We start from the raw sequence: 13683 nt of genomic DNA, 5'->3' as shown, positions 1-13683 counted from the left end.
GCAGCATATTATATACGTTAATATAACCGTCTCAAATTGTTCGCGATACAATCTTTTTTCTTGGTGTACTTTATGTACTACCCTACTGGAAAGCTACGCCTATGTGGTTCGTTTCAAAACAAATTTCTAAAAGATAACAACTGTCAAAAAAATCAGATGACTTTACGCAATCTGCAAGCTAGATTTAATTTCTTCAGATTTAGCTTCATAATCTACTAGCTGCACGATCGCTTGATCAATGACTTCTAACCCTTGATCGACAGTTTCAATTACACTCAACAATCCACGTAACTCCGCCGCACCTGTAAAGCCTTTCGCGTACCATGTCATATGCTTGCGGGCTTGTCGGACACCGCGATCGCCTTTATATTCCCATAAAGCTTGGAGATGTTCTCGCGCACATTGCAACCGTTCTACAGGCGTTGGTGGTGGTAACTCTTGCCCAGTTTTGAGAAAGTAATCAATTTCCCCAACTAAAAACGGATAACCTAGCGTTCCTCGCGAACACATAACCCCATCCGCACCTGTTTGTTCCAAGCAGCGTACTGCAGCTTCTACTGAGAAAATATCACCATTGGCAATTACTGGAATCGACAAAACTTCCTTAACACGCGCAATCCATTCCCAACGTGCGGAACCATTGTAACCTTGAGCGCGGGTGCGACCGTGGACTGTAATCATCTGCGCCCCAGCGTCTTCCATTCGCTTAGCAAAGTCGAGAATTGTAATTTCTTTATCAGTCCAACCAATGCGAGTTTTTACCGTCACAGGTACATCTACTGCATTCACAACAGACCGCACAATTTCTTCTGCAACTTCTGGTTGACGCAACAATGAAGAACCACCACCGTTTTTGGTGATTTTATTCACTGGACAACCCATATTAATATCTACAGTGTCTGCACCTTCCTTTACTGCCATCACCGCTGCTTCTGCCAAGAAATCTGGGCGACAATCGAATAGCTGAATACTAATCGGTCGTTCGTTCGGATCGACTTCCATAATTATGGGCAACTCTTTAACGTAATGCAGCCCTGTCGCGTTTACCATCTCGGTGTACATCATTGATTCGGGTGCATAACGCCGCACCAACCGCCGAAATACCAAATCAGTCACACCAGATAAAGGCGACTGCAAAACACGGCTTTTAACTGCGAGTGAACCGATTTGCAATGGTGTGGCAAGTCGAACTTGTAAGTTGGGAGACAGCGCGATCATAAATACAAAAAACTATTGCATGAGCACTGAGTAGAACTTCACTATCTTAACGATAATTACAAAGCGATTAACTAACTAGCTGTTAGTACTAATTGACATGGGTTTAGCCTTACACCTATCCTACTCCTGTTTTTACTCTTAAAGTGAGTTCAGCTTTTTAAAGGCGACGTGTTCTTCAGGGTTTCCGACTACTAAAAGGCGATCGCCTGCTTCTAAAGTCATTTCACCTGTAGGATAGCGATAAAGTTGCTTATGACGTTCAATTGCCATAATCGTCACTCCTGTTAAGCGCCGAATGTTAGCCTTAGCAAGGCTTTGCCCTAGCAATGGAGAATTTTCGTCCAGGATATACCAGTGTCTTTTTAGTCCTTCAATAACAGTTTCTAAATCTGCTGCTCCCCAATACTCCGACCGTTCTGGTAGAATGTCGCGATATCGTCCGTTCCGATAGCGCGTGACAACCTGCTGTACTGCGTACGGTGAATCTCCGAGTTTTAAAAGCAGATGTGCGCCCATCTCCAAAGAAGCTTCAAATTCAGGCTGCACAACTTCCTGCGCACCTAACTGGTAGAGTACATCTATTTCGTCCTTGACGTGGGCGCGGACAGTGATATCTAAATCAGGTGCAATACTTAAGGCTCGTTTCAAGGTTAATCGCGTTGCCATCGGATCGGGAAGTGCGATCGCCATTGCCTTTGCTTGACGGAGGTTGGCTTTTTCTAAGACTAATGTACTCGCAGCATCACCATACAAATAGACTATTTCGCGTCCTCGTAAAGTTTGCAGTGTTGCTTCGTTATTATCGATGACTAAAATGTGATGACCTTGAAAATACAACATTCGCACAAGCGTTTGTCCAACTCTGCCATATCCTGCCACGACGATATGATCGATAAGTTTTTCTTCAATATCAATAAAATGCGGCGGGTGATTCCACCGCAGACGCAAATTCATCTGTACAAAACGCTCTAACCAGATTAAGAAATATGGTGTTGCTTTTAATAAGAAAGGTGCAAGTAACAAGGTGGCTGCTGTTGTGCCTACTGTTAAACCATAAAGTCTTGCAGTAAAAAGTCCTGCGCTTTTTGCAACACCTGCTAACACAAAAGAGAATTCGCCAATTTGGTTAATCCCAATACCAACCGTTAACGCAGTTTTCAGCGGATAGCCGAACAGCATAACGATGAGGGTTGCGATCGCGGCTTTCCCTAACATTGTCACCGCAACCAATCCCAGCAAAACCCAAATATTCGCAAGTAGAAATCCTGGATCGATTAAAAGTCCAATCGACGCAAAAAACAACGTAGCGAAGACATCCCGCATTGGGATCACGCGATCAAGTGCATGATCGGCATACTCCACATTAGAAATCATTAACCCAGCAACAAATGCTCCCATCGCAATCCCCAAGCCGATCGCAGAGGTAAATAACGCAATTCCCAAGCAGAGCAAGACAATGCCTAGTATAAATAAATCTTGAGAACCACTTTGTGCAAGCAGCCGAACTGAGAACGGGATAAACCATTTTCCGGTAATAATTGCCCCGCCAACAAATAGTAAAGCTTTGAACAGCGCGGCGATTAATGCAAAACCGACGACATCTGGAGGTTGAGTCAGCGCCGGAAGAACTGCTAGCATCAAGCCTAAGCTAAGATCTTGCACGATCAAAATTGCTAGCATGACTTGTCCGTGAGCAGTTTGAACTTCGTTGCGTTCAATTAGACTTTTGAAGACAACTGCTGTTGAGGATAGCGAAATAACAGCCCCTAAAAAAACTGCTTTGGGCAGTGTACTCACCCACCCCGTCAAGTAAGCAAGTCCGCCTCCGAGGAGAATTGTCAAGATGATTTGCAGCGTCCCACCGCCCAGGGCGATCGCACGGACTCGCAATAAGTCTTTAAGCGAAAACTCTACACCTAAAGCAAACAGCAGCAGCGCCACTCCTACTTCAGATAACACCTCAATATCACCTTCTAAGGTGACTAAATTGAATCCCGCAGGACCTACAACCACGCCGCCGATGAGGTATCCTAACAACACAGGTTGTCGCAGCCGATTTGCGAGATATCCTCCTGTTGCAGCAGCACCCAACACCGTCACCATTTCGACAAGCAGCGTTAAGTTAGCCATTTACCCCATTCCTTGTTATTTCCTACAGCGTATAGTTGCAGGGATACAAATAGCTTGAGGTTGGAAAATTTCTTAGGAATTTAGAATTTGCATACTGGAAACAAATTTAGTTTTAGTCGTGGAGACAATTTATGCAAGTTGAGCAGGTAGAAAAATTTAGTAGCGATCGCTTAACGGCTTCTCGCTTGTGTGCGGAGGATTTTAGTATCTTATGCCAGATGCATCAAGATCCAAATGTCATGGCGACTCTCTACGGTATTCGCGCCGACGCGCAAACACGGCAGTATCTTCAACATAACCTTGACCATTGGCAGCGTTATAGATACGGGTTATGGATGTTTCGCGACACTGACGGTAATTTTGTTGGTCGTGGTGGCTTACGCAACGTCTATATAGATAGTAACGATGAGATCGAACTTGCTTACGCACTCATGCCAGCTTACTGGGGCAAAGGGTTAGCAACCGAAATGGCAAAGGCAATTTTAAAAGTAGGTTTTGAGTATCTTGATATAGCGGAAGTTGTTTGCTTCACGCTGACAACTAACCAAGCATCACAACGAGTCATGCAAAAAGTTGGATTTCAATACGATCGCAATATCATTCATGCCAATTTACCTCATGTACTCTATCGCCTCACCATCACCGATTGGCAAAGACGCAGATAATCCATATCAACAAGATAGTTGCTGTAAATTACTTAAACAATGGAATAATCCAGGCAGCAGCAATGCTTATTAAAATTGCCAATTCTAGTACTGTCAAAACAGAGGCGGATTGAAACCAGTTTGACCAAGAACCCTGTTGAAAACTTGACCACCATTGCGCAAGATGCGCAGACCAAAGCCTAGGACTATCTTTGTCACGAAATCGCCAATTTAGCATCGATAGTAGTAATGGTACTCCGCCAACCCTGGCATTCATCAACAGGTGAAGTGCGATCGCAACAACCATGACGATCCACGCAATTAAATGGGCATAGTACCAACTGTGATTTAATTCCCCCCTTGGCAGCCATCCTGAATCCATCATCTTGCCACTAAAAAGCGCAAATGTTAACGCTACAAGCGCAAATGTATTGGCAAAACGGTTCAAATTGTACCACCAAATTGGTTTACCCACCTGAGTTAATTTAGCAAACGAATCAGCTTGAACCAGTCGCTTTTGCCCCCGATGAAATGCATACATGACAAATGCAGGAAATATCAGTAAGGTGTATAATCCAAAACTTCCATGTATACCTTCTATTTCTTTGTAGGAGGGAAGTGGAATTCTTCCCCAACGTCCATCGTAAGTATCATAAGTCCAGAAAGCCGTCAGTATTGCAGCAATCAGGAAAAGACCTGTCAGTCCATGCAGAATACGAAACAGTAGCGGTTGATAGGGTTGAGTTGATTTCATATAGCAATAACAAGTGCAATGAGTAGTTAGTGAAACCCGTGCACTCTCTAGATAAATGGTGTCATTTTAACAGGAGAAATAGTCTTATTAAATATTAGAAGGTATGATGAGTATTTTTGAAAATTACTTAACATAAAATGCCTAGTATAAAATAAATTGAATTATAAAAAATCAATAAAAGGAAACAAAAAAATGATTAACTGTAATCCTCATGAGACAAGTCATTAACTAATATTCAATTGCTTTAAAATCACATTCTTGAGAACCACAATTGAGTGTGGATAGAAGTTAATGTTGGTTCGTAACTCGTGATTTGTAATCTACTCTCCTCTGCCCCTCTGCTGCGTCTGCTCATATCCGCCGGAATTCAGAAGATTTAGTATTAGAGGATGCCGACACAAAGGAAGCGATTGTCAGAAAATAACCCTCGCTCCTAATCCCTGCGTTAATTGACGGCAAACACAACTACTGAATTACGGTTCGCCCCAATTCTTTAGGGTTTTGATTTGCGTACATTAGACACAGTGCAGTCAGCAGTCAAAAACGTGGAGGTTGACGAACACTCTTGCGATTAACCGTCCTGAACGTGTTCGGAAAACCCTCCTTCATAGAGTAGCAAGCCACGCTCAGTATATAGATCAGTACATAAATTCACACGTATTGAAACTAGAAAGTACTGCTGACGAGAAATTAGTTGTTCAATTTCTAGTTTTGTTCTCATTTTAGTAGTTATACGGAGCCAAGATTCCCAATGGCAAAAGTAGTTGGAATAGACTTAGGTACGACTAACTCCTGTGTCGCAGTGATGGAAGGTGGTAAACCCACCGTTATTGCCAACGCAGAAGGTTTTCGGACAACGCCATCAGTCGTTGCCTTTGCGAAAAATGGCGATCGCTTGGTAGGTCAAATTGCTAAGCGCCAAGCAGTGATGAACCCCGAAAACACATTTTATTCGGTAAAGCGCTTCATCGGACGTCGATATGATGAAGTCACAAATGAAGCTACTGAAGTTGCTTATAAAGTGTTGCGCGATAGCAGTGGCAACGTCAAGTTAGATTGCCCTGGTGCTGGTAAGCAGTTTGCCCCAGAAGAAATCTCTGCGCAAGTACTGCGTAAGTTAGTCGAAGATGCCAGTAAATATTTAGGTGAAACTGTTACCCAAGCAGTAATTACTGTTCCTGCTTACTTCAACGACTCACAGCGTCAAGCAACCAAAGATGCTGGCAAAATTGCTGGTATTGAAGTACTGCGGATTATCAACGAACCTACCGCTGCTTCTCTTGCTTACGGTTTTGATAAGAAGAGTAATGAAACCATCCTAGTATTCGACCTTGGTGGTGGTACCTTTGACGTATCCATCCTTGAAGTGGGTGATGGTGTCTTTGAAGTTATGGCTACATCAGGTGATACACACCTTGGTGGTGACGACTTCGATAAGAAAATTGTTGATTATTTAGCAGAAGAATTCCGTAGAAGCGAAGGTATCGACCTGCGCAAGGATAGGCAAGCACTACAACGCTTAACTGAAGCAGCAGAAAAAGCCAAAATTGAGCTTTCGAGCGTTACTCAAGCGGAAATCAATCTACCATTTATTACCGCTACCCAAGATGGTCCTAAGCACCTCGATACAACACTAACCCGCGCCAAGTTTGAAGAACTTTGTTCTGACTTAATCGATCGTTGTCGCATTCCGGTAGAGAATGCATTACGTGATGCCAAAGTTGACAAGAGCGCGATCAACGAAGTTGTATTAGTTGGTGGATCTACTCGAATTCCTGCCGTTCAGGACGTTGTTAAGCGGTTGTTGGGTAAAGATCCCAACCAAACTGTTAACCCTGATGAAGTTGTTGCAGTTGGTGCAGCAATTCAAGCTGGTGTATTGGCTGGCGATGTCACGGGTATCTTATTACTAGACGTCTCACCATTATCCTTAGGCGTAGAAACCTTGGGCGGTGTGATGACTCGGATTATTCCTCGTAACACCACAATTCCTACCAAGAAGTCTGAAGTCTTCTCAACAGCAGTTGACGGACAAACCAACGTAGAAATTCACGTTCTTCAAGGTGAGCGTGAAATGTCGAGTGATAATAAGAGCTTGGGTACATTCCGCTTAGATGGTATTCCTCCCGCACCGCGTGGAGTTCCTCAAATCGAAGTGACATTTGATATCGACGCTAACGGTATTCTCAACGTCACTGCTAAAGATAAAGGTAGTGGTAAAGAGCAATCGATCAGCATCACTGGTGCTTCTACTTTAGATAAGACTGAAGTTGAGCGGATGGTAACTGAAGCCGAAAGAAATGCTTCTACTGATAAAGACCGTCGGGAGAAAGTCGATCGTAAGAACCAAGCTGACTCATTAGCTTATCAAGCCGAGAAGCAATTGCAAGACTTGGGGGATAAAGTTCCTGCTGGTGATAAAACCAAGGTAGAAGGTTTAGTCAAAGACTTACGCGACGCAGTTTCTAAGGAAGATGACGATCGCATTAAGACTTTGATGCCAGAGTTACAACAGACACTTTACACTATCGGTACTAACTTGTATCAACAACAAGGTGGTCCTGGTGCTGCAGCTGGTGGTGGTCCTACTCCAGATGGTAGCGATGCAGGTGCTACTCCTAGCGGTGATGATGTTATTGATGCAGATTTCACCGAAACCAAATAATGTAGCTAAATAACTCAAGCGTTCCCCACTCAGAATTCTCCTGAGTGGGGATTTTTTTTGGTTGATAGTTGAGTAATTTGTGAGTATCTTTTTCCCAACAAGATAACTATAAGAAACGGTATGACACCATATCCCCAAGCACCCTGGACACTTCAAGGCTACGCAGTCGCAACATTACACCTGATAGATATTGAACGCGTTCGTGCTTTAATTCCTCAAGAACTAGACATCATCTCTGTGTTTCCTGGAAAAACACTTGGTGGTGTGTATTTATCTAATTACAGTACAGGTTCAGTACTTCAATATAGTGAATTAATCGTCGTTGCTGCTGCTGTCACTCACTTAGGGAAAATTGGTGGCTGGGTTTCGCATATCTATGTCGATAATCCTGATTCTGTTGCTGGTGGGCGCGAAATTTGGGGATTACCAAAAGAACTTGCAGAGTTTACCTGGGGTAATAATAGTGTCAGTGTCAGACAAGGCGATTGCACTCTATGTACTTTGAACTACAATCCCTTATTCAGCGTCGGCTGGAAACCGCGCTTAGGTGCTTCCAGTTTCAGTCATAATTCTGAATTATTAAGTTTTGCATTTGAGGTAGAGGCACAATTTGGGTTAGTTAATGCGCAATTATCAGTACCTACCGCTAGTCCCTTTACTGATTTAATTACAGGGCAACCTTGGTTAGCAATTTCTGCAACACAGATGCAGTTAACAGTTGATGCACCAAAAGTATTGACAAGACGTTAATGCAGATTCTCTAAACACTATTGCGCTGCAAGTTACGATTTGAGTGTACCTGCTAAATACTTATAGGAGTTTTTATGAGTGCGATCGCAGCTAAACGCTTCACGCTAGAAGAATATCATCGCCTCGCAGAACTCGGATTTTTTCAAGATCACCGAGTTGAACTGATCAGAGGAGAAATTTTTCAAATGTCAGCTAAAGGTACATCTCACTCCGTTTGTAGCACTCGCTTGTATCGAGAGTTATTCAAGTTAGTAGCAGACAGTGCTACTTTAAGAGGACAAGAGCCGATTATTTTACTGAGAGATAGCGAACCTGAGCCAGATTTAACAATTGTGCGCAATCGTTCTGATGACTACTTGTCTGCTCATCCAACTTCAATTGATATCTTGCTTGTGATTGAAGTTGCTGATTCTACTTTGAAATATGACCAAGAAGTTAAGTTACCACTATACGCAGAAGCAAGTATATCTGATTACTGGATATTTAATTTACCAGCTAATTGCTTAGAATGCTATAGCGAACCATATCAAGATTTACAAAATAAATTTGGGTATCGACAAAAACTCATTTTCTTGCCAAATGAGTCTGTTAAACTACCCCATTTTTCAGATTTATTACTTGATTTATCTAAAGTTTTTCCTAATTAAAAGACTTGACTTAATTTCTAACCCAAAGAGCTATTCCACCACCACGACCACGAGCAGCAATAAAATCTTCATTCACTAAGAAAAAAGCAAAAAAAGGAAGCTTAGCAATTGGTTTTTCATTAAAACTACTTGCCATATTTTTACTCCGATTACCATCATAAATAGCTCGATTAAATAAGTACAATTGCATCCGATTGAAATCAAATGCAAGCAAATTTTTCTTACTAAAATACTGAGCAGAACCTGTTAGCTTAAATCGTAGTGAACCTAATTGAATTTGGTTGCTAATCAATAGTTGCTCCTCACCAAAAAAAGAAATTCGTGCAGGCGCAAATTGGGGGACATACAAGCCTTTACCTAAAACTTTACCCTTTTGAAGGTGTGTACGAGGAGCAGTAAACCAAAGTCTCCAATCACCTATGAGCGGCTCTAATGGATATGTAATACGTTGCTGTTTGGCGGTTTTTTCTGCTTGCAACAGCGCTAAAATTACAGAGGATGCTGAGGGACGATCGCGTTTTTTCCTAACAGCATCAGTCAAAGTAGTCATGAAATCAGGTACTTCAGTAGCTGCTAAATCCGTACTCATCAAGCTAACCTTTACGTTATTGTTTACAGTAATACATTAAGCTCGATAAAAAGCTTTTCTCAAAAAAAATTATGCTATTCATCCTCAAGTATCCTCTAAAATTCAACTTAGAATATTAGGCGATCGCATAGATATAAAGCAAATGCAACGACAAAGAACATTTTCAGGAACTACATGGGAAACAAAAGCTGGCTACTGTCGAGCTATCCGCGTCGGTAATCACATTTATGTATCAGGTACTGCGCCAGTCGATGAGCAAGGTGGTGTTTTTGCCCCAAATGATGCATATAGTCAAACAAAGCGCTGTTTAGAAATTATTCAGAAAGCTTTACAAAATTTAAGCGCAGACTTACAAACCGTTGTTCGTACTCGCGTATATGTTACTGACATGAAACGCTGGACTGAATATGCGCAAGCTCATCAAGAATGCTTTGGAGAACATCCCCCTGCAAATACAATGGTAGAAATTCAAGCACTTGTCGATCCCGCGATGTTGGTAGAAGTTGAAGTCGAAGCAGTTTGCGAAGACTAATTATTAAAATCGTAGTATGTAATTTAGCAAACTACAGCGAATCATTAGATTAGCTACACTGTAACTAAGCTAAATACAAATAAAAGCTAAGGAGCTATCTAACATATGCTGGCTTTTTTGCTGGTTGTAGGAGCAGTGGGATCAGCGATCGCTTATGTTCTTTGGAGCGAGAACAACTTAAGGCGTGGTGGAGCTTAATTGACATATTCATCTACTCTGTTTACTAGGTGCAATCTAGACAAAAAAAATTACGGTTTTCTACCTAATGACAGAAGCAAAACAAGAGTTAAGATTGATATAAACAAAGAAGGATAAATCGTTCATCTTTCACTTTGAAAGACGGAAGTAGGGAAAGTCCCCGAAGGAACGCGCCTCATTCGACACCACATACACAAGAAAGAGGCGAAAAATGAACAATAAATCTATTGGTATTCAAAATCAAGATCCCCGCGTGGCTGCTCAAGCCCGTCTTTTGATGAGCGAACGTCGTCAAAGACAGCAAAACCGTCAGCAATCTATGCTACAACGTGCGGGAATTGAAGAAATTACCGATGCGTAAATCTCATCAATAGTGAATTGTAAGTTACGAGGTGTGTTGTAATGAAAAATGCATTGCAGCGCTTCCAAAGTGCGTCAGAAGCTCATCGCATTAATATCCAAAAAAGTTTAGAGCATCGCTTGCAAGTTGCTCGAACAAAAGGTGATGAAAAGCTAATTCGGCAGTTGGAAGCAGAAAAAAGCTACTACAACTGAATTTAAGGTAGTTACCTATCTTGTTCATTTAGATAGATAATTTGGTCAAAGCTTAGGTTTGTGTATCAGAACCAGGCTTTGGCTTTTTTTCGTCAGGGCAATACGCAAGTTTCATAATGCGAAGATAAATTTTCTGGTAAAGCAATAAAATGCCACCAAGCCATCCAAAACTCATGTTTGCTATCAAATCCTGAATCGATATCTCAGCGCCAGACATCTTGGCAATTACTTCTTTAGACCTCCTGCATGAATCACAGATGCCCTCCGACTAAAGTCAGGGCTATCCAAGCAAAGTGTACCTTCGTACACTAAAACAAGATTTTTATAAGTAAGTCCACCTCCGTGGACTTTGTTTATTTAGCTAGCGAATATATTCGCTAGCGCATTCACGCAGGAGGTCTTTTGGGTAAATCAGCAAGTTTCATCATAGAAAAGTCTTAAATCAACCTAGCTTATTCGGAAAGCTTTAGGAGACAACCCCACATATTGCCGAAACCACTTTCCCAAATGGCTATGGCTGCTAAAACCGCATCTCAAAGCAATCTCCATAATTGGTAAGTCTGTATTTTTGAGTAAGTGCTTGGCGCGTTCTATACGTTGCCCAAGGACGTATTGATAGGGTGACACTCCTGTTGATTGCTTAAAGCACCGACTAAAATGAAACTGGCTAAGTCCTAATAACTCAGCTAAATCAGATAGTTGAATATTGTCTGCTAAACGATCGCTGATGTAATCTGTTACCTGGAAAAGCTGGCGATCGCTTAAAGTTTGCTTGATAGAATTGCTCATCCAATCGCAAACCGCAATATGTGGTTGTCTTGCCGTATAATTTCTGAGCAAATGCACGCCTAATACATTCATTAGTGATTCAACATAAAGTTGTCCTGCTATCCCGCCATTGCGCAGTTCACTCAGCAGCATCATCCCAATCTGTTCAATTTGTGGATTGCGAACTCGGAATTCTGACAAGATTTTTACCTGTTTATCGAACGTAGTTTGTGCAACTTGTTGTAGGAACTCAGCCTTGAGTCGAATTCGTAAGTAACGATCTTCCTCATTCCATTGATACACAAGTAAAGATCCAGCAGGAGCGATCGTAATATCTCCTTTGATGCAGAGACTGGTATAACGGCGATCGCCAATTGCTTGCGATAAACGCGACGGACGACGATTCATTGATATGCAAAGCGTATGTTCGGTTAAACTTTGATAGATCTCTTCGCCTGGAGGTTGGTGAAACTCTTCAACCAAAATATTCTGCCAACCATACGCTCTACTCGAACATATCGGAGGCTGTAGCCCGTTTTTTTGTGGATTTGTCACGGATGGTTGCATTGAAGAACCTGCTCTACACACTTGAGTTAAGAAAATTTTAGGGTGACAACTGCTTGAGATGCAAAAATTACCGCAAGAATCTAATAGTTGCGCAAGGTTTGAGTAGTTCAGAACAATTAATTTTTCTTAAATTTAAGCCGTGAACAGCGTGAAGAGGCACGGTGATGAGTACTAGAGTGTTCTTGACGAACATCAAAACAGAAACTTGGGAATTTCTCAAACTTGCTATTCCGTTAGCTAGTGCTCAAGTAGCGATCGCCTCTGTTGGTTTTGTAGATACCATCATGATGGGGCATTTAGGAGCAGAAAGCTTGGCAGCAGGTGGCTTAGCATCAACAACCTTCCAGCTTTTGCTCAATACAACAAGTGGTATTGTTATGGCAGTCAGTCCCCTTGTTGCTGAGGCTTACGGAGCAGAGCAAAAAACGCAAATCACGCAAATCGCACGTCAAGGACTCTGGTTATCGCTGTTTCTCAGTATCCCGATGATGTTTGCGATCGCACAGTTAGATACTGTCATGCTCTTGCTTAGGCAACAAGCAGCGATTGTTACACTTACAGCGCAATATTTCGATTTCATCCTGTGGGGAATTTTTCCAGCCTTAGGCTTTGCGATGTTGAGAGGTTATGTTTCAGCACTTTCTCAAGCTCAAATAGTCACAGTAATTGTTGTTATCGGAACGCTATTCAACATAATAGGCAATTACATTTTGGGATTTGGGAAGTTTGGTTTTCCCCGCATGGAGTTGGCAGGTTTAGGGTTGGCAAGTGGATTGAGTTTTTGGTTGATGTTTCTGATGTTCTTGGTATATACCCTCAATCACCCGCAACTAAAAGAGTACCAGTTCTTACGAAAGCTACATCGACTGAAACCACAAGTCTTAAAGCGATTAATAGAAATTGGAACTGCGATCGCACTCACGATTGCCTTAGAGTACGGGTTATTTGCGGTTGTTACGTTTTTGATGGGCATTTTGGGAACTGAAGTATTAGCAGCACATCAAACGGTTTACCAAACGATGTACTTAATTTTCATGGTTCCATTAGGAATGTCTTATGCTGTTACTGCGCGTGTTGGTCAGTGGTTGGGGCAACAAGACTTTAAAAGTGCGCGACGATCAGGATATATCAGTATTACTATTGCGGCAATATTCATGATTGTGACAGCGATCGCATTAGTGATATATCGTCAGCAAGTGATTGGACTCTATTTGGATATTCATAATCCAGCAAATGTTAACGTGCTAACTTTAGCCGTACCCATGCTAATTATTTCAGCCGTGGCTCAACTTTTGGATGGCGTACAACGGGTTGCTATGGGCGCATTATATGGACTGCAAGATACTCGTATCCCAATGCTATTGAGTGGATTAGCATTTTGGGGTGTGGGATTAACCAGTGGTTATTTACTAGGGTTTCCCTTGGGGTTGGGAGGTGTTGGATTGTGGACAGGACAATCAATTGGAGTTGCAGTCGCTGGAGTGATTTTTGTGTGGCGCTTTCATCGGCTAACTGCTTGTTGTGGTTATGTTGATTGCGATCAATGCGATCGCCTACCACCTGATCTATAAAGACACACCATCAATATTTCAAGCCCTCAGTTGTTTGTGTCAATGAAGTTAACTCAACACTTCACTACTCAACACTCAAAACTTTGAATAAAAGC

The 13683-nt window shown here is 42.1% G+C and carries 13 protein-coding genes and 1 riboswitch; of the genes, 8 read left to right on the top strand and 5 right to left on the bottom strand.

Annotated elements, in window-relative coordinates; translation table 11 throughout:
* Positions 1–162: 162 nt before the first annotated feature.
* Both dusB and IQ230_RS01085 read right to left on the bottom strand, forming a co-directional pair.
* Entirely contained in the window at positions 163–1218 is a 1056-nt protein-coding gene (gene dusB, locus IQ230_RS01090) for a tRNA dihydrouridine synthase DusB (RefSeq protein WP_193930023.1), read from the bottom strand.
* A gap of 138 nt (positions 1219–1356) precedes the next feature.
* Positions 1357–3348 (bottom strand): cation:proton antiporter domain-containing protein, encoded by a 1992-nt coding sequence (locus IQ230_RS01085; protein ID WP_193930021.1) that lies wholly within the window; start codon positions 3346–3348, stop codon positions 1357–1359.
* A gap of 131 nt (positions 3349–3479) precedes the next feature.
* Here IQ230_RS01085 and IQ230_RS01080 point away from each other — a divergent pair, with 131 nt between their 5' ends.
* The gene (locus tag IQ230_RS01080) at positions 3480–4013 is read left to right on the top strand and encodes a GNAT family N-acetyltransferase (RefSeq protein ID WP_193930019.1); all 534 of its coding nucleotides are present in this window, start codon (positions 3480–3482) and stop codon (positions 4011–4013) included.
* Between the two features lie 28 nt (positions 4014–4041).
* On the opposite strand, the gene IQ230_RS01075 is transcribed toward IQ230_RS01080, so the two are convergent.
* On the bottom strand, positions 4042–4746 hold the full coding sequence (locus tag IQ230_RS01075; protein ID WP_193930017.1) for a cytochrome b/b6 domain-containing protein: 705 nt from the start codon (positions 4744–4746) through the stop codon (positions 4042–4044).
* 751 nt (positions 4747–5497) lie between these two features.
* Here IQ230_RS01075 and dnaK point away from each other — a divergent pair.
* The 3 genes from dnaK to IQ230_RS01060 all read left to right on the top strand — a co-directional run bounded on the left by dnaK (position 5498) and on the right by IQ230_RS01060 (position 8808).
* Complete coding sequence (gene dnaK, locus IQ230_RS01070; protein WP_193930015.1) at positions 5498–7411, top strand: molecular chaperone DnaK; 1914 nt, start codon at positions 5498–5500, stop codon at positions 7409–7411.
* 120 nt (positions 7412–7531) lie between these two features.
* Positions 7532–8161 carry an acetoacetate decarboxylase family protein gene (locus IQ230_RS01065; protein ID WP_193930013.1) on the top strand — a complete coding sequence of 210 codons (630 nt, stop codon included), beginning with the start codon at positions 7532–7534 and terminating at the stop codon, positions 8159–8161.
* A gap of 74 nt (positions 8162–8235) precedes the next feature.
* Positions 8236–8808, top strand: a complete 573-nt coding sequence (locus IQ230_RS01060) for a Uma2 family endonuclease (protein ID WP_193930011.1) — start codon at positions 8236–8238, stop codon at positions 8806–8808.
* Positions 8809–8818: 10 nt separating this feature from the next.
* Here the strand turns inward: IQ230_RS01060 and IQ230_RS01055 are convergent, their stop codons facing one another.
* On the bottom strand, positions 8819–9397 hold the full coding sequence (locus IQ230_RS01055) for a hypothetical protein (RefSeq protein WP_193930009.1): 579 nt from the start codon (positions 9395–9397) through the stop codon (positions 8819–8821).
* Positions 9398–9539: 142 nt separating this feature from the next.
* On the opposite strand from IQ230_RS01055, the gene IQ230_RS01050 reads away from it, so the two are divergent.
* The 3 genes from IQ230_RS01050 to pirA all read left to right on the top strand — a co-directional run bounded on the left by IQ230_RS01050 (position 9540) and on the right by pirA (position 10682).
* Positions 9540–9929, top strand: a complete 390-nt coding sequence (locus tag IQ230_RS01050; protein ID WP_193930007.1) for a RidA family protein — start codon at positions 9540–9542, stop codon at positions 9927–9929.
* Positions 9930–10244: 315 nt separating this feature from the next.
* Positions 10245–10302: riboswitch (Glutamine riboswitch) on the top strand.
* A gap of 36 nt (positions 10303–10338) precedes the next feature.
* Complete coding sequence (locus IQ230_RS01045; protein ID WP_193930005.1) at positions 10339–10488, top strand: hypothetical protein; 150 nt, start codon at positions 10339–10341, stop codon at positions 10486–10488.
* Positions 10489–10529: 41 nt separating this feature from the next.
* Positions 10530–10682 (top strand): arginine synthesis PII-interacting regulator PirA, encoded by a 153-nt coding sequence (pirA, locus tag IQ230_RS01040; protein ID WP_193930003.1) that lies wholly within the window; start codon positions 10530–10532, stop codon positions 10680–10682.
* 447 nt (positions 10683–11129) lie between these two features.
* Here the strand turns inward: pirA and IQ230_RS01035 are convergent, their stop codons facing one another.
* Complete coding sequence (locus tag IQ230_RS01035; RefSeq protein ID WP_193930001.1) at positions 11130–12017, bottom strand: AraC family transcriptional regulator; 888 nt, start codon at positions 12015–12017, stop codon at positions 11130–11132.
* A 164-nt stretch (positions 12018–12181) separates the two neighbouring features.
* Between IQ230_RS01035 and IQ230_RS01030 the strand changes: the two genes are divergently transcribed.
* Positions 12182–13588: an MATE family efflux transporter gene (locus IQ230_RS01030; protein ID WP_193929999.1), complete on the top strand. Its 1407-nt coding sequence runs from the start codon at positions 12182–12184 to the stop codon at positions 13586–13588.
* The last annotated feature ends 95 nt before the right edge of the window (positions 13589–13683 follow it).

Source organism: Gloeocapsopsis crepidinum LEGE 06123 (genome assembly GCF_015207655.1).
GTDB lineage: Bacteria > Cyanobacteriota > Cyanobacteriia > Cyanobacteriales > Chroococcidiopsidaceae > Gloeocapsopsis > Gloeocapsopsis crepidinum.
This window is presented reverse-complemented; position numbering and strand designations above follow the sequence as displayed.

Coding starts and splice junctions, on each gene's coding strand:
- dusB (WP_193930023.1), bottom strand. CDS start 1,218: ATGATCGCGCTGTCTCCCAACTTACAAGTTCGACTTGCCACACCATTG.
- IQ230_RS01085 (WP_193930021.1), bottom strand. CDS start 3,348: ATGGCTAACTTAACGCTGCTTGTCGAAATGGTGACGGTGTTGGGTGCT.
- IQ230_RS01080 (WP_193930019.1), top strand. CDS start 3,480: ATGCAAGTTGAGCAGGTAGAAAAATTTAGTAGCGATCGCTTAACGGCT.
- IQ230_RS01075 (WP_193930017.1), bottom strand. CDS start 4,746: ATGAAATCAACTCAACCCTATCAACCGCTACTGTTTCGTATTCTGCAT.
- dnaK (WP_193930015.1), top strand. CDS start 5,498: ATGGCAAAAGTAGTTGGAATAGACTTAGGTACGACTAACTCCTGTGTC.
- IQ230_RS01065 (WP_193930013.1), top strand. CDS start 7,532: ATGACACCATATCCCCAAGCACCCTGGACACTTCAAGGCTACGCAGTC.
- IQ230_RS01060 (WP_193930011.1), top strand. CDS start 8,236: ATGAGTGCGATCGCAGCTAAACGCTTCACGCTAGAAGAATATCATCGC.
- IQ230_RS01055 (WP_193930009.1), bottom strand. CDS start 9,397: ATGAGTACGGATTTAGCAGCTACTGAAGTACCTGATTTCATGACTACT.
- IQ230_RS01050 (WP_193930007.1), top strand. CDS start 9,540: ATGCAACGACAAAGAACATTTTCAGGAACTACATGGGAAACAAAAGCT.
- IQ230_RS01045 (WP_193930005.1), top strand. CDS start 10,339: ATGAACAATAAATCTATTGGTATTCAAAATCAAGATCCCCGCGTGGCT.
- pirA (WP_193930003.1), top strand. CDS start 10,530: ATGAAAAATGCATTGCAGCGCTTCCAAAGTGCGTCAGAAGCTCATCGC.
- IQ230_RS01035 (WP_193930001.1), bottom strand. CDS start 12,017: ATGCAACCATCCGTGACAAATCCACAAAAAAACGGGCTACAGCCTCCG.
- IQ230_RS01030 (WP_193929999.1), top strand. CDS start 12,182: ATGAGTACTAGAGTGTTCTTGACGAACATCAAAACAGAAACTTGGGAA.